14 protein-coding genes are annotated in these 14052 nt (G+C 72.6%); 6 read left to right on the forward strand and 8 right to left on the reverse strand.

Features of this window, described 5'->3' with window-relative positions; all coding sequences use genetic code 11:
• The first annotated feature begins 6 nt into the window (after positions 1 to 6).
• The gene (locus ACFYP3_RS07155; RefSeq protein ID WP_388828062.1) at positions 7 to 1365 is read left to right on the forward strand and encodes an alpha/beta hydrolase; all 1359 of its coding nucleotides are present in this window, start codon (positions 7 to 9) and stop codon (positions 1363 to 1365) included.
• A gap of 8 nt (positions 1366 to 1373) precedes the next feature.
• Here the strand turns inward: ACFYP3_RS07155 and ACFYP3_RS07160 are convergent, their stop codons facing one another.
• Positions 1374 to 2165: a metal-dependent hydrolase gene (locus tag ACFYP3_RS07160; protein ID WP_388828065.1), complete on the reverse strand. Its 792-nt coding sequence runs from the start codon at positions 2163 to 2165 to the stop codon at positions 1374 to 1376.
• A 145-nt stretch (positions 2166 to 2310) separates the two neighbouring features.
• Between ACFYP3_RS07160 and ACFYP3_RS07165 the strand changes: the two genes are divergently transcribed.
• The 3 genes from ACFYP3_RS07165 to ACFYP3_RS07175 all read left to right on the forward strand — a co-directional run bounded on the left by ACFYP3_RS07165 (position 2311) and on the right by ACFYP3_RS07175 (position 6222).
• Positions 2311 to 4833 (forward strand): DEAD/DEAH box helicase, encoded by a 2523-nt coding sequence (locus ACFYP3_RS07165; RefSeq protein WP_388828067.1) that lies wholly within the window; start codon positions 2311 to 2313, stop codon positions 4831 to 4833.
• 64 nt (positions 4834 to 4897) lie between these two features.
• Positions 4898 to 5812 (forward strand): acyl-CoA thioesterase, encoded by a 915-nt coding sequence (locus ACFYP3_RS07170; protein WP_388828069.1) that lies wholly within the window; start codon positions 4898 to 4900, stop codon positions 5810 to 5812.
• An 8-nt stretch (positions 5813 to 5820) separates the two neighbouring features.
• Positions 5821 to 6222: a YchJ family protein gene (locus ACFYP3_RS07175; RefSeq protein ID WP_388828072.1), complete on the forward strand. Its 402-nt coding sequence runs from the start codon at positions 5821 to 5823 to the stop codon at positions 6220 to 6222.
• Here the strand turns inward: ACFYP3_RS07175 and ACFYP3_RS07180 are convergent.
• Together ACFYP3_RS07180 and ACFYP3_RS07185 are read right to left on the reverse strand one after the other, a co-directional pair.
• On the reverse strand, positions 6186 to 7037 hold the full coding sequence (locus tag ACFYP3_RS07180; protein ID WP_388828075.1) for a DUF6397 family protein: 852 nt from the start codon (positions 7035 to 7037) through the stop codon (positions 6186 to 6188). The genes ACFYP3_RS07175 and ACFYP3_RS07180 overlap by 37 nt on opposite strands.
• A gap of 126 nt (positions 7038 to 7163) precedes the next feature.
• Positions 7164 to 7562, reverse strand: a complete 399-nt coding sequence (locus ACFYP3_RS07185; protein ID WP_030709095.1) for a roadblock/LC7 domain-containing protein — start codon at positions 7560 to 7562, stop codon at positions 7164 to 7166.
• A 106-nt stretch (positions 7563 to 7668) separates the two neighbouring features.
• Between ACFYP3_RS07185 and ACFYP3_RS07190 the strand changes: the two genes are divergently transcribed.
• Positions 7669 to 8106, forward strand: a complete 438-nt coding sequence (locus tag ACFYP3_RS07190; protein WP_388828078.1) for a PPOX class F420-dependent oxidoreductase — start codon at positions 7669 to 7671, stop codon at positions 8104 to 8106.
• A 35-nt stretch (positions 8107 to 8141) separates the two neighbouring features.
• Here ACFYP3_RS07190 and ACFYP3_RS07195 read toward each other — a convergent pair whose 3' ends face one another.
• From ACFYP3_RS07195 to ACFYP3_RS07215, 5 genes are all read right to left on the reverse strand, one after another.
• Complete coding sequence (locus tag ACFYP3_RS07195) at positions 8142 to 8831, reverse strand: ATP/GTP-binding protein (protein ID WP_388828081.1); 690 nt, start codon at positions 8829 to 8831, stop codon at positions 8142 to 8144.
• Positions 8831 to 9211 carry a DUF742 domain-containing protein gene (locus ACFYP3_RS07200; RefSeq protein ID WP_030709100.1) on the reverse strand — a complete coding sequence of 127 codons (381 nt, stop codon included), beginning with the start codon at positions 9209 to 9211 and terminating at the stop codon, positions 8831 to 8833. Before ACFYP3_RS07200 ends, ACFYP3_RS07195 begins: the two co-directional genes overlap by 1 nt.
• A 17-nt stretch (positions 9212 to 9228) precedes the next feature.
• On the reverse strand, positions 9229 to 9672 hold the full coding sequence (locus ACFYP3_RS07205) for a roadblock/LC7 domain-containing protein (RefSeq protein WP_388828084.1): 444 nt from the start codon (positions 9670 to 9672) through the stop codon (positions 9229 to 9231).
• A complete protein-coding gene (locus ACFYP3_RS07210; protein ID WP_388828087.1) occupies positions 9672 to 12311 on the reverse strand; it encodes a nitrate- and nitrite sensing domain-containing protein in 2640 nt (879 codons plus the stop codon). Before ACFYP3_RS07210 ends, ACFYP3_RS07205 begins: the two co-directional genes overlap by 1 nt.
• 130 nt (positions 12312 to 12441) lie before the next feature.
• Positions 12442 to 13224, reverse strand: a complete 783-nt coding sequence (locus ACFYP3_RS07215) for an MHYT domain-containing protein (RefSeq protein WP_388828358.1) — start codon at positions 13222 to 13224, stop codon at positions 12442 to 12444.
• 177 nt (positions 13225 to 13401) lie between these two features.
• On the opposite strand from ACFYP3_RS07215, the gene ACFYP3_RS07220 reads away from it, so the two are divergent.
• On the forward strand, positions 13402 to 14001 hold the full coding sequence (locus ACFYP3_RS07220; RefSeq protein ID WP_388828090.1) for a class I SAM-dependent methyltransferase: 600 nt from the start codon (positions 13402 to 13404) through the stop codon (positions 13999 to 14001).
• The last annotated feature ends 51 nt before the right edge of the window (positions 14002 to 14052 follow it).

Below are 14052 nucleotides of genomic sequence, written 5' to 3' on the forward strand. Positions count from 1 at the left end.
CTTGCGGTGATTCGGCGCAGAGCCACCAGCCCGTCCGAGAGAATCGGTTCGCTGTTCTTCAATCCCGGCGGACCCGGAGGACCCGGCACCGACGCCCTGCCGGCCTGGTACGACCGCTTCTTCCCTGCCGAGCTGCGCAAACGCTTCGACATCGTGAGCTGGGACCCGCGCGGCGTGGGCCGCAGCACGGCGGTGCGGTGTTTCGGCGACGCCGAGGAGGCGACGGCCTTCTGGGCGCGGCAGCCCGAGGGGTTCCCGGTGGGCGAGAAGGAGCGGAAGGCCTGGTTCGCCGGAAGGGCGGAGCTGGCCGAAGGCTGCAAGAAGCGTGCGGCGAACCTGCTGCCGTACGTCTCCACGTACTACAGCGCCCGCGACCTGGACCAGTTGCGCCGGGCCGTGGGCGACGAACAGCTGCACTACTGGGGCGTCTCCTACGGCACGTTCCTCGGCGCGGTCTACGCCAACACCTTCCCGGACAAGGTGGGGGGCCTCGTCCTGGACGGGAACGTCGACCCCCGCAACTACGTCGACGGCGCGATCAACGGGGACCCGCGACAGACCACGTCGTTGCGCATGGGGTCGGACCTGGGCTCGGCCGACACCTTGGGTCAGTTCCTCACGCTGTGCGGGAAGGCACCCGCATCCCGCTGCGCGTTCTCGGCGGGCACCCCCCAGGCGACCCGCGCGAAATACACGGACCTGATGCGGCGGCTGCGGGGCCGCTCAGTGGGCCGGTGGAGCTACGCACGGGCCGTCACGGAACTGCGGCAGGACCTGTACATCGTCCACCCTGGCTGGACGGACGCCGCGGAGATGCTGCAGGCACTGTGGCAGGAGCGCGAGCCCGAGGCAGCCGCGCCCCCTCCGGCAGGAAGGTACCCCGGAACCGAGCAGGAGGCCGCCGTGGTCTGCTCGGACAGTCCCAACCCGCGCGTGCTCGGCCGCTACCCCGAGCTGGAGGCGTTCAGCGCCGAACGCGCGGGCGACCTCGGCCGCCGCTGGGTCTGGGACTACGAGTGGTGCGCGCAGTGGCCGGCCACGGGTGCCAAGCGCTACACGGGACCGTTCGACCGGCCCACCGCCCACCCGATCCTCGTCGTCAACCCCCTCTACGACACGGCCACTTCGTATCAGGCGTCCCGGTCCATGACGAGCCGGCTGGCCGATGCCCGGCTGCTGACCCTGCGGGGCTACGGACACACGGCCCTGCTCAATCCCAGCACCTGCGTGAACGACTACGCCGTGCGCTACCTCACCACAGGTACCCTGCCGCCCGCCAAGGCCACCTGCCGACAGGACACCCCGCCCTTCGCCTCGGCCGGGGGCCACGTCACCGCCCGCCCCGCCGAGGGGTCCGGCCCGTAGGAAACGGCCTAGATGAATCCCAGGGCCGAGGCTCCGCCGAAGCCGCCCAGGAGGACGAAGACCGGCATGAGGACCTTGAGCTCCACCCAGCTGCCGGCGCGGAAGCGCATCATCTTCGGCGGGCCGATCGGGTACCAGCGCTTGCCGGCGATCGGGAGGGGCCACAGGACCGGGCAGCCGGAGACGGTCAGCGCGTCGCCGATGTCGTGGACCAGGGCGCCGAGCACGATCGGCAGTCCGAGCCACAGGTATTCCTGGCCCGGGCCGGTGAACAGCCAGTTCGCGCCGTTGCCGGGCTGGTCGAGGACCCCGGCCAGGATCCACGCGCTGGTCGCGCCGAGCAGCCAGACCAGGACGTCGCTGGACATCCGGGCCGCCCGCCAGAGCAGGCCTTCGACCGCCAGCACCAAGTGCACGAAGAGCAGCGCGAGCACGCCCCAGCGGTCGGCGGTGACGGCGAGCGCGGAGGCGCCGCCGCCGATCAGGACGGCCCAGAGCCACGTGTGCGTCAGCGTGCGGTGGCCGCCGGTGCGGCGGGCGTCCTTCTTGGAGCGGGTGGACTTGTAGACGGCGTAGGAGATCTTGTCGACCACCTCGCACAGCCCCTTGGAGAGGGGACCGAAGGCGCGCGAGATCGTCGCCGACTTGTGGTCGAGGTCGGGGGCCAGGGCCGCGCCGGCGCAGATGAGCGCGCCGACGACGAGGACCGGCCACGGCATGGGGTGTCCGGCTGCCGCGGTCGCCGCGCCCACCCCCAGCCAGGCTGCTGCCCCGGACAGTGAGTGCGCCGGACCCATCATGGTCGTTTCCCGCCCCGCTGGTGTTCTGGTCGGGCCCCCTCGACTGTTTCGTTCGGGCCTCATCGACGGCACAGCGTACCGTCGATGATCTTCCTCCCGTCCGCCGGTTCCCTGATCCGGGGGGAAGCCAGGCAAGATGGGGGGTGTGACCCTCATTGATCAGCTCCCGCCGAACGCCGACCCCGACGCCCTCTTCGAGGCTTTCTCCTCGTGGGCGGAGGATCAGGGCATCGCCCTGTACCCGGCTCAGGAGGAGGCGCTGATCGAGGTCGTCTCCGGGGCGAACGTGATCCTGTCCACCCCGACCGGCTCCGGCAAGAGCCTCGTCGCGGCCGGCGCGCACTTCACGGCCCTGGCCCAGGACAAGGTCACCTTCTACACCGCCCCGATCAAGGCCCTGGTGTCGGAGAAGTTCTTCGACCTGTGCAAGCTCTTCGGCACCGAGAACGTCGGCATGCTGACCGGCGACGCCTCCGTCAACGCGGACGCGCCGGTGATCTGCTGCACCGCCGAGGTGCTGGCCTCCATCGCCCTGCGGGACGGCAAGCACGCCGACATCGGCCAGGTCGTGATGGACGAGTTCCACTTCTATGCCGAGCCGGACCGCGGCTGGGCCTGGCAGATCCCGCTGCTGGAACTGCCGCAGGCCCAGTTCGTCCTGATGTCGGCGACCCTCGGCGACATGAAGCGGTTCGAGGAGGACCTGACCCGGCGCACCGGCCGGCCCACCTCCGTGGTCCGCTCCGCGACCCGGCCCGTCCCGCTGTCCTACGAGTACGTCACGACGCCGATCACCGACACGATCACCGAGCTGCTGGAGACCCGGCAGGCTCCCGTCTACATCGTGCACTTCACCCAGGCCCAGGCGGTCGAGCGGGCGCAGTCGCTCATGAGCATCAACATGTGCACCCGCGAGGAGAAGGACAAGATCCAGGACCTGATCGGCAACTTCCGCTTCACCACCAAGTTCGGCCAGAACCTCTCCCGCTACGTCCGGCACGGGATCGGCGTGCACCACGCCGGCATGCTGCCCAAGTACCGCCGCCTTGTGGAGAAGCTCGCCCAGGCCGGTCTGCTGAAGGTCATCTGCGGTACGGACACCCTCGGGGTCGGCGTCAACGTCCCGATCCGTACGGTGCTGTTCACCGCGCTCACCAAGTACGACGGCAACCGGGTGCGGACGCTGCGCGCCCGTGAGTTCCACCAGATCGCCGGTCGCGCCGGCCGGGCCGGCTTCGACACGGCGGGCTACGTGGTCGCGCAGGCGCCCGAGCACGTCATCGAGAACGAGAAGGCCCTCGCGAAGGCGGGCGACGACCCGAAGAAGCGCCGCAAGGTGGTGCGCAAGAAGGCACCGGAGGGCTTCGTCGCCTGGTCGGACACCACCTTCGAGAAGCTCATCGCCGCCGCCCCGGAGCCGCTGACCTCGCGCTTCAAGGTCACCAATATCATGCTGCTGTCGGTCATCGCCCGGCCGGGCGACGCCTTCAAGGCGATGCGGCACCTCCTCGAGGACAACCACGAACCCCGCAAGGCCCAGATCCGGCACATCCGCCGGGCCATCGCGATCTACCGCTCGCTCCTGGACGGCGGTGTCGTCGAGAAGCTCGACACCCCGGACGCCGAGGGCCGCACCATCCGGCTCACCGTCGATCTCCAGCAGGACTTCGCGCTCAACCAGCCGCTGTCCACCTTCGCGCTGGCCTCCTTCGACCTGCTGGACCCGGAGTCCCCCTCCTACGCACTGGACATGGTGTCCGTGGTGGAGTCCACGCTGGACGACCCGCGCCAGATCCTGGCCGCGCAGCAGAACAAGGAACGCGGCATCCAGGTCGGCCAGATGAAGGCCGACGGCATCGAGTACGAGGAGCGGATGGAGCGGCTCCAGGACGTCACCTATCCCAAGCCGCTCGAAGAGCTGCTCCTCCACGCCTACGACGTGTACGCCAAGAGCCACCCGTGGGTGCGCGACCACCCCGTCTCCCCGAAGTCGATCATCCGCGACATGTACGAACGCGCGATGACCTTCACCGAGTTCACCTCCTTCTACGAGCTGGCCCGTACCGAGGGCATCGTGCTGCGCTACCTGGCGAGCGCGTTCAAGGCGCTCGACCACACCATCCCCGACGACCTCAAGTCCGAGGACCTCCAGGACCTCATCGAATGGCTCGGCGAACTGGTCCGCCAGGTCGACTCCAGCCTGCTCGACGAGTGGGAGCAGCTGGCGAACCCGGAGGTGGAGACGGCGGAGCAGGCCCAGGAGAAGGCCGACCAGGTCAAGCCGGTCACCGCGAACGCACGCGCCTTCCGCGTCCTGGTCCGCAACGCGATGTTCCGCCGGGTGGAGCTGGCCGCCCTCGACCACGTCAACGTGCTGGGCGAGCTGGACGCCGAATCCGGCTGGGACGCCGACGCCTGGGGCGAGGCCATGGACGGGTACTGGGACGAGTACGACGACCTGGGCACGGGCCCCGACGCGCGCGGCCCCAAGCTGCTGCAGATCGAGGAGGACGCGGCGCACGGCCTGTGGCGCGTCCGCCAGACCTTCGCCGACCCCAACGGCGACCATGGCTGGGGCATCAGCGCCGAGGTCGACCTCGCGGCTTCCGACGAGGAGGGCCGGGCCGTCATCCGGGTCACCTCGGTCGGCGAGCTCGGCGCCCTCTGACCCGCTCCCGCATTTCGCCGGCCCGTCCGGACCCCCGCCCGGAACCGACAGTGGAGATCCTCTGATGACGAACCCCGCCGAGAGACTGGTCGATCTGCTCGATCTGGAGCAGATCGAGGTCAACATCTTCCGCGGCGCCAGCCCCCAGGAGTCCCTCCAGCGCGTCTTCGGCGGCCAGGTCGCCGGCCAGGCGCTGGTGGCGGCGGGCCGCACCGTCGAGAGCGACCGCCCGGTCCACTCGCTGCACGCGTACTTCCTGCGCCCCGGCATCCCCGGGGTGCCGATCGTGTACCAGGTGGAACGGGTGCGCGACGGGCGGTCCTTCACCACGCGCCGGGTCACCGCGGTCCAGCAGGGCAAGACGATCTTCAATCTCACCGCCTCCTTCCATCATCCGGAGGAGGGCGGCATCGAGCACCAGCTGCCTCCTCACCACTACCCCCACCCGGACACGCTCCCGAAGGTCGCGGACGAGATCCGCGAGCACCTCGGGGCGCTGCCGGAGGCACTGGAGCGGATGGCCCGCCGCCAGCCCTTCGACATCCGGTACGTGAACCGGCTCCGCTGGACTCCGGAGGAGCTCAAGGGCGCCGACCCCCGCAGCGCGGTGTGGATGCGCGCGGTCGGCCCGCTGGGCGACGGCCCGCTCGTGCACACCTGCGCCCTCACCTACGCCAGTGACATGACCCTCCTCGATGCCGTGCGCATCCCCGTGGAACCCCTGTGGGGGATGCGCGGTTTCGACATGGCCTCGCTCGACCACGCCATGTGGTTCCACCGGCCGTTCCGGGCGGACGAGTGGTTCCTGTACGACCAGGAGTCGCCCATCGCGCACGGCGGCCGCGGTCTCGCCCGGGGCCGCATCTACGACGTGGAGGGCAGGCTGCTGGTCTCCGTGGTCCAGGAGGGCCTCTTCCGTCCGTACCCCGCCAAGCCGGCCGATCAGGCCCGGCCGTCCGAGCCCGCCCCGAAGAACTGAGCACGCCCATGCCCACCCCCGCCGTCCCCTGCCCCTGCGGGCTGCCCGCCGCGTACCCGGAGTGCTGCGGCCGCTTCCACTCGGGTGCCCGGCAGGCACCCACGGCCGAGCGGCTGATGCGCTCGCGGTTCAGCGCCTTCGCCGTCGGCGACACCGCCTACCTGCTGCGCTCCTGGCACCCCTCGACCCGTCCCGCCCATCTCGACCTGGACCCCGGGCAGCGCTGGGAGCGGCTGGAGATCCTCGCCACCGAGCGCGGCGGGATGTTCGAGACGGAGGGCTCGGTGGAGTTCCGCGCCCACTACCGCGAGGGCCGGCACACCGGCTCGCTGCACGAGCACAGCAGCTTCTCGCGCGAGGCCGGGGCCTGGGTCTACGTCGGCCCGCTCTCCCCCGTCGACTTCGACTGACCCCGCGCCCCCGTCAGCGCGAAGTCCAGGCTGGTGCGGTACCAGTGGACCTCCTCCGGCGGCCCGGCCTTCAGCAGCGGCAGGGCCACCGCCGCGGACGCCGGCACCTGCGGATGTCCGTAGGGCGGGGGCGGTGCGAGCGCGGCCAGGACGATCCGCTCCCCCGGGTCGGGCACGGCAGCCCGCAGCTCCTCCTCCGGAAGTACGGAGGCCAGTACGGCGGCGCGCTCCCAGGGGTCGGCGGTGCGTCTCAGCAGCAGCCCGACGTGCCGCCCGCGCCACCTGCGCGGACGCAGGTCCGCCTTGGCCGCCATCAGCTCCCGGTCGGCCTCGGGCGCGGTCCCGCGGAGCATCCCGGGCTCACGCGCCGCGAACGTCCTCAGCTCTGCGGCCAGATAGAGCCACACCACGGCCCGGTACCGGTTGATCCGGTAGCCGACGGGGGTGAGGTGCCCGCAGCGCGCGAGGCGGGTGAACCGGCTCGGGCCGATCCCCAGCACCCCGGCCCCTGCCTCCGCGCCCGCCACGGCCTCCACCCGCTCGCGCAGTGCGTCCGCGCCGCCCGCGGCCGACCTGGCCCGCTCCAGCTCCGCCCGTGCGTAGCGCGCGGCCCCGCCCGCGGTCGGCCGCGCCGACCACACCATCCCCAGCTGGACGGCCCGGGCGAACTCGCCTCGGGTCAGACCCAATTCCCCCGCGGCCCGCAGGCCGCCCATCAGCGCTTCGGCGTCACCGCCGCCGCCTTCGGCAGCCGCGTCCCGCCCCGCGCGCTCGGTCACTTCGACGTCCCGCAGCGCGGTCCCCATCTGCATCATCACGGTCCTCCCCCACGAGCAGCGATTACTCTGTGTGAAGACCGTAACCCAGCGCGACGACACCCGCACCGCCTGTGGACAACTCCCCGGACCGCCCCCACGCCCCGCGTCAGCCGGAGCGGAGCGTCAGCCGCCGGTGATGCGCCGTTCCGCTACGCCCAGGTGCTCGCCCACCCGGTTGACCAGCAGCGTCATCTCGTACGCGACCTGGCCGATGTCCGCCTCCGCCGCGCTCAGCACGCACAGGCAGCTGCCCGCGCCCGCCGCCATGACGAAGAGGACCCCCTCGTCGTACTCGATCATCGTCTGGCGGACCTCGCCGGCCCTGAAGTGCCGCCCGGACCCCTTCGCGAGGCTCTGCAGACCGGCCGCGACCGCGGCCAGGTGCTCGGCGTCCTCCCGCGCCAGTCCCGCGCTCGCCCCCGTCACCAGGCCGTCATTGGACAGCACCACCGCATGCCGCACCTGCTGGACCCTGCGCGTCAGGTCGTCCAGCAGCCAGTCCAGTTGCTTGTCCAGTGCCATTCCCAGCCCCTCCCCGTCGACGTGGCCGACCCGACCGCGCCCCACCCCTCGTACTCGTGCCGCAAGCCTTCCCCACCAGTGCCTTTCGGGCAAGGAGGATGTCCCCATGGCGAAGAAGATGACTCAAGAGGAATGGCGGGCATTCGTCTCGCACTCCACCCGCACCGGAAAGCTGTCCACCGTCCGCGAGGACGGGAGCCCGCACATCGCTCCCATCTGGTTCGTACTCGACGGGGATTCCTTCGTGTTCAACACCGGCAAGGACACCGTCAAGGGCCGCAACCTGGCCCGTGACGGACGGGTCGCGCTCTGCGTGGACGACGACCAGCCGCCCTTCTCGTACGTCGTGCTCCAGGGCCGCGCCTCGATCAGCGGATACGCCGACGACGCCGACGCGTTGCTCACCTGGGCGACCCGCATCGGCGCCCGCTACATGGGCGCGGAGCGCGCCGAGTCCTTCGGCCGCCGCAACGCGGTCCCGGGCGAGCTCCTCGTCCGGGTGCCGATCGACAAGGTGATCGCGCTCGCCGACATCGCGGACTGACCGGGAGTGACCGGTCGGTGGAGCCGCGGGCCCGTTCACACGGAATCGGCCTGCGGCTCCACCGAGTCGAGCAGCCGGGCGGTGTGCACCCGCCCGGCGTACTCGACCAGCCGGATCAGCACTTCCTTCCCCGAGTCCTTGTCCCGCGCGTCACAGAGCACCACCGGCGTCCCCTGGTCCAGGTCCAGCGCCCGCGACACGTCGTGCGCCCCGTACCGCCGCGCGTCCGTGAAGCAGTTGACGGCCACCACGAAGGGGATGCGCCGGTGCTCGAAGTAGTCCACCGCCGGGAAGCAGTCCTCCAGCCGCCGCGTGTCGGCGAGCACCACCGCGCCGAGCGCACCCTGCGACAGCTCGTCCCACAGGAACCAGAACCGGTCCTGTCCCGGGGTGCCGAAGAGGTACAGCGACAGCCCGGACCGGATGGTGATCCGCCCGAAGTCCATGGCCACGGTCGTCGTCGTCTTCTGGGCCACGCCGCCCGTGTCGTCGACCAGTTCGCCGGCCTCGCTCAGCAGCTCCTCCGTCCGCAGCGGCCGGATCTCGCTCACCGCACCCACCAGCGTGGTCTTGCCGACGCCGAAGCCGCCCGCCACGAGGATCTTCAGCGCGAGCGAGGCCAGTTCGGGGTCCTCCCCGGGGTCGGGATCCAGGTCCACGTCGACATCGATGTCGACATCGATGTCCGGGCCCGGTGCGGCAGGTCCGTTGTCATGCTGTCCCATCAAAGCGCTCGCAATCCCTCGATGACTTCACGCAGAATCCGCTCGTCCGGCAGCTGCGCGGGCGGCACCGGCCGGCTCACCTTGACGTGCCCGCCCTCCAGCAGGTCCCCGAGGAGGACCCGCACCACCCCCACGGGCAGGTCGGCGTCAGCGGCGAGCTCCGCCACCGACTGGGTCTCGGACCGGCAGAGTCCGAGCAACGCCCGGTGTTCGGGGCCGAGCAACGACTCGGCCGCCTCGTCCGTGCCCTCCGGGTCCACCACGACCAGGGCGATCAGGTCGAAGCGCACCCCGTGGGGTCCCGGTTTCGTACGCCCGCCCGTCATGGCGTACGGGCGGACGAGCGGGCCCGCGTCGGCGTCGTACCACTGGCCGTTCATGCCCCGGACCGCCGCCCTCAGCCGGCGGCCGGCGGCCGCGCCGCGAACCGGGGAGGCGTGTAGAGGTGCTCCCCGACCCGCTTCACCAGCCGGGCCATCTCGTAGGCGATGAGGCCGATGTCGGCACTGGCCGCGCTGAGCACGGCGAGGCAGGAGCCGTCTCCGGCGGCCGCGACGAAGAGGAAGCCCTCGTCCATCTCGACCATCGTCTGGCGCACGCCCCCGGCGTGGAAGTGCCGGCCCGCGCCCTTGGCCAGGCTGTGGAAGCCGGAGGCCACCGCGGCCAGGTGCTCGGCGTCCTCCCGGCTGAGCGCGCTGGAGGCGCCGACCGCCAGCCCGTCGTTGGAGAGGACCACGGCGTGCCGGACCTCTCGGACCCGACGCACCATCTCGTCCAGCAGCCAGTCCAGTTCACCGGACCTGCGTACGCCGTCGAGGTCGATCCGCTGGTGTTCGATCATCACCGTTCTCCTTCGCTGCCTGCGTGGGGGGAGTTGTCCTGGGCGCCGCGGACCCAGCCGGCCCGGTAGGCCGCCATCCGGTCCCGGGCCTGTTCCGGGCTGCGGCCCGGCGGGTCCTCGGGGAGGCGGACCCCGGCCGGGGCCTTCGGGGCGGGGGCTTCACGGAGTTGCGGGACGAGGCTGGCCTGGCGGACCCGCCGCGGCAGCTCCGTCACCGAGGCCGAAGGGGCCGACCGGGCGGACGGGCCCGCCGGGCCCGAGCGGGCCGCGGCCGCGCCGGCGGAAGCGGCGGAGGGGGGCGGCCCGGCGTGGGTACGTGCTGCCCCGCCGCCCGCAGCGCGCGGCCGCAGCGGTGCCACCGGAGCCGGGCGCGGCTCCTCGGGTGCGGGGGTCCGCTCCGGAGCCGGGATGCCGCGCGGGTCCTGCCGTACCGCCGAGCCGCGCGCGTCCTGCCGTACGACGGTCATGGCGGGCGGCGCCTCCGCATGCGCCGGCGCCTCCGCATGCGGCGCTGCCCCGGCCGACCGCTCGTGACCGGGGCGGGGAGCGGAGGCGGCGGGGGCGGGTACGGAGCCGGGGGCGCCGACCGTGAGGGCGCCCTGGAGCACCGAGTTCGGCAGCAGCACCACCGCGGTGGTGCCGCCGTAGGGCGACGTCCGCAGGTGCACCTTCACTCCGTGGCGGGCGGCGAGGCGGCTGACCACGAAGAGCCCGAGCCGGTCGCTGTCGAAGAGGTCGAGCGCCTCGGACTGCTCGATGCGCCGGTTGGCGTCGGCGAGGGATTCGCGGCCCATGCCGAGCCCGCGGTCCTCGACCTCCAGGACGTAGCCGGCGCCGACGGGTTCGCCGCTGACCCTGACCTTGGTGTGCGGAGGGGAGAACTGCGCGGCGTTCTCGATGAGTTCGGCGAGCAGGTGGGTGAGGTCGGCGACGGCGCCCCCGACCACGGCGGCCTCGGCGAGCTGGCGGACCTCGATGCGCGGGTACTCCTCGATCTCGGAGACCGCGGCCCGTACGACGTTCGTGAGGGGGACGGGCATCCGCCAGGCGCGGCCCGGCGCCGCACCCGACAGGATGATCAGACTTTCCGCGTGCCGGCGCATCCGGGTGGTGAGGTGGTCGAGGCGGAAGAGGTCGCCGAGCTCGTTCGGGTCGTCGGCGCGGCGTTCCATCGAGTCGAGCAGGGTGAGCTGCTTGTGCACGAGGACCTGGCTGCGGCGGGCGAGGTTGACGAAGACGCCGGAGACCCCGCTGGCCAGCTCCGCCCGCTCGACGGCGGCGCTGAGCGCGGCCCGGTGGACGGTGCCGAGCGCCTCGCCGACCTGGGTGATCTCGTCGTCGGCGGGCGGCCCGGGCGGGGTCTCGGCGGTGACGTCGATCTCCTCGCCGGCGCGCAGCCGTTCCATCGCCTGCGGGAGTTTGCGGTGGGCGATCTCCAGGGCGGTGTTGCGCAGGGAGACGAGTTCCACGACCAGTGCGCGGCCGATCCGCACGGAGATGACGAGCGAGGCGGCGACGGCCGCGAGGCCCAGCAGTACGGCGGCGCCGGCCGGGCTGAGTCCGCCTTCGGCGAGCGGGTCGGCGCGGTCGGCGGCCGCGGCGTGCGCGGTCTCCTCGATCTCCCGCATCGAGGCGCCGATGCCGGTGTGGGCGGCCTCCCAGCCGGCGGGCGCCCCCCGGCTGTCCTTGGAGGTGCCGGCGGCCAGGGCGCGGTCCTCGGCGCCGGTGAGGTCGGCGTAGGCGGCGCTCTTGGCCACGGACTCCCATGCGGCCTGCTGGGCGGCGGGGAGGTCGCGGGCCGCGGAGTCGGTGAGGGCTCGGCGGGTCTCGATGGCGCCGGTCAGCAGCCGAAGCGTTTCGGCGCTGCGCGGGCCCGGTACGGCGAGCAGGGCGTCCTCCCGCGACAGGAGTTCTCCGGCGCGGGCGAATTCGAGCAGGACCCGGGCGTCCGGGCCGAGTTCGGCGTCCTGGCCGCCGGTGAGTGCGCCGCCCACGGCGAAGGCGGAGTCGACCACGCGGGTGTAGATCTCGTACGCCGCCTCGGGGGTGGCTCGGCGGTCGGTGATGTCCTTGCGGGCCGATCCCAGGGCCTCGGCGGCGACCACGAACTCGCCCAGGCGGACCACGATGTCGGAGCGGTAGTCGCCGGAGTCGGCGACCGTGTGGCGGTCGCCGAGCCGCAGCCTTCGGACGGCGCTGTCGGTACGGCCGGCCTGCTGGTCGAGGGTGCCCGGGTCGGCGGCGGGGTCGGCGAGGAGGCGGACGGCGGCCCGCCGCTCGGCCTGGAGTTCGGTGACGGCGGCGGCGACGGGCGTGCGTATCTCCGCGTCGGCCTGGTGGATGCGGCTGAGGCGGGCGATGCCCTGGGCGGTGGTGACGGTGGCGAAGCCCCAGAGGGCGAGGAGCGAGACGACCGGGACCATCAGCAGGGAGACGATCTTCGCGCGGACGGTGGCGGGGCGCAGCCGTGGGCGGAACCCACCGGCGCGAGGGGCGGCCTGGGCACCCGGGAGGGGCTGGTGGTTCCGGTGCTCCGGCGTTTCCTCGGCCGGCGGTCCGGCGTGGGCCCGGCGGCCGCGTGCCGGGGGCGCGGGCAGCCGCGGCGCCGCTGCTTCCGGTTTTCTGCGGGGTGTTCGCATGGGCTCCTCGTTCCGGGCGGTGCCTACGGGTGCGGCGACGGTGGTTCGGTGCGGGTGAAGCGGCGGCGGGGCCTGCGGGCCGGTGCCCGCGGGCGTGCGCGGGGGCAGGAGAGCGGGAAGCCCGGCCCGTTCAGTGGGTGGTCACGGCGTGCTCCCCGAGATGCCGGGCGGCCGAAGCGGACGCGGCCCGTTCGTCGGCCGTCGGGGAGAGGGCGACGAAGGCGGCGGTGATGAAGAGGTAGGAGCCCAGGCCGACGGCGAGCGGGAAGATGAACTGCATGGCCGTGGCGCCGGGCAGGGCCGCGTCCGAGGGGCTGACGCCGACCGCGACGGCCATCATCCCGGTGTAGTGCATGCTGCTGACCGCGGCGCCCATGACGAGCGAGGCGACGGCGACGGCCACCGGTGACTTGATGTTGAGCGCGGCCCACAGGGCGGCGGTGGCCGCGATCACGGCGATGGCCACGGAGAGGGCCACGGTGAGCGGATCGTAGGAGACCTCGCCGTGCAGCCGCAGGGCCGCCATGCCCAGGTAGTGCATGCTGGCGACGCCCAGGCCGGTGGTGAGGCCGCCCAGGACGAGCGAACGGCCGCGGGCCTTGCCGTAGCCGACGGCGAAGACCCCGGCGCCGACGACCAGCACGGCGACGAGCAGGCTGAGGATGGTGAGCGGCACGTTGTAGTGGATCTCGGTGCCGTTGACCTCGAAGCCGAGCATCGCGACGAAGTGCATGGTCCAGATGCCGGTGCCGATGGCGGAGGCCGCGGTGAGGAGCCAGTTGCGGCGGGAGGCGCCCGTGGCGGCGAGCGCGCGGACGGTGCAGCGCAGCCCGAGGGCGGCGCCGATCGATGCCATCACGTATGACAGCACGGGTGTGAGCCACCCGTAGGCGGCGTGGTCCAGATGTCCCAGGTGTCCCATGGCCACCGGACGCTAGTCCGGGTGAGAGCGCGAACAGGGGGCGCATTTCGAAAGACGCTGTAACTGCTGGAATATGACAGAGCTACGTTCATCTTCGATCACACCACGTGCCACCTTGCGCACGGTCCGCAGGCACGCGGGCGCACGCCGGTGCGGGATCATGGGCGCATGAGCGAAGACCACACGCACGTGCAGGAGTTCTTCGGGGCGCGCGCCGCCGACTGGGACCGCAAGTTCCCCGGCGACGGGCCCGCGTTCACCACCGCCGTGGCCGAGTTCGGGCTGCGGCCCGGGGACCGCGTGCTCGACGCGGGCTGTGGCACCGGCCGGGCCCTGACCGCGCTGCGGGCCGCCGTGGGACCGGCCGGAACGGTCCTCGGCGCCGACCTCACCCCGCAGATGCTGGCCGCCGCGCAGCGGGCCGGGCGGGGCGCCGAGGGTGTCCTGCTGCTCGCCGACGTGGCCCGGCTGCCGCTGCGGGACGGGGTCCTGGACGCGGTGTTCGCCGCCGGGCTCATCGCCCACCTGCCCGACCCCGGGGCGAACCTGCGCGAGCTCGCCCGGGTGGTCCGCCCCGGCGGCCGGCTCGCCCTCTTTCACCCGATCGGGCGAGCCGCCCTCGCCGCGCGCCACGGTCGCGAGCTGACCCCGCAGGACATGCGGGCCGAGCACAACCTGGGCCCGTTGCTGGCGGGTTCGGGCTGGGAGATGACCTCGTACGCCGACGAGGACGACCGCTTCCTGGTGCTGGCCGTGCGCCACCCGTGACAGGCGTGCGTACGTCGCCTCCGCGCCCGGGACCTGCGGACGCCCCCGGGA

This window comes from Streptomyces sp. NPDC005533, assembly GCF_042871845.1.
In the GTDB taxonomy this organism is placed as follows: Bacteria; Actinomycetota; Actinomycetes; order Streptomycetales; family Streptomycetaceae; genus Streptomyces.

Coding starts and splice junctions, on each gene's coding strand:
- ACFYP3_RS07175 (WP_388828072.1), top strand. CDS start 5,821: ATGCCCACCCCCGCCGTCCCCTGCCCCTGCGGGCTGCCCGCCGCGTAC.
- ACFYP3_RS07160 (WP_388828065.1), bottom strand. CDS start 2,165: ATGATGGGTCCGGCGCACTCACTGTCCGGGGCAGCAGCCTGGCTGGGG.
- ACFYP3_RS07190 (WP_388828078.1), top strand. CDS start 7,669: ATGGCGAAGAAGATGACTCAAGAGGAATGGCGGGCATTCGTCTCGCAC.
- ACFYP3_RS07200 (WP_030709100.1), bottom strand. CDS start 9,211: ATGAACGGCCAGTGGTACGACGCCGACGCGGGCCCGCTCGTCCGCCCG.
- ACFYP3_RS07195 (WP_388828081.1), bottom strand. CDS start 8,831: ATGGGACAGCATGACAACGGACCTGCCGCACCGGGCCCGGACATCGAT.
- ACFYP3_RS07180 (WP_388828075.1), bottom strand. CDS start 7,037: ATGATGCAGATGGGGACCGCGCTGCGGGACGTCGAAGTGACCGAGCGC.
- ACFYP3_RS07185 (WP_030709095.1), bottom strand. CDS start 7,562: ATGGCACTGGACAAGCAACTGGACTGGCTGCTGGACGACCTGACGCGC.
- ACFYP3_RS07220 (WP_388828090.1), top strand. CDS start 13,402: ATGAGCGAAGACCACACGCACGTGCAGGAGTTCTTCGGGGCGCGCGCC.
- ACFYP3_RS07210 (WP_388828087.1), bottom strand. CDS start 12,311: ATGCGAACACCCCGCAGAAAACCGGAAGCAGCGGCGCCGCGGCTGCCC.
- ACFYP3_RS07205 (WP_388828084.1), bottom strand. CDS start 9,672: ATGATCGAACACCAGCGGATCGACCTCGACGGCGTACGCAGGTCCGGT.
- ACFYP3_RS07170 (WP_388828069.1), top strand. CDS start 4,898: ATGACGAACCCCGCCGAGAGACTGGTCGATCTGCTCGATCTGGAGCAG.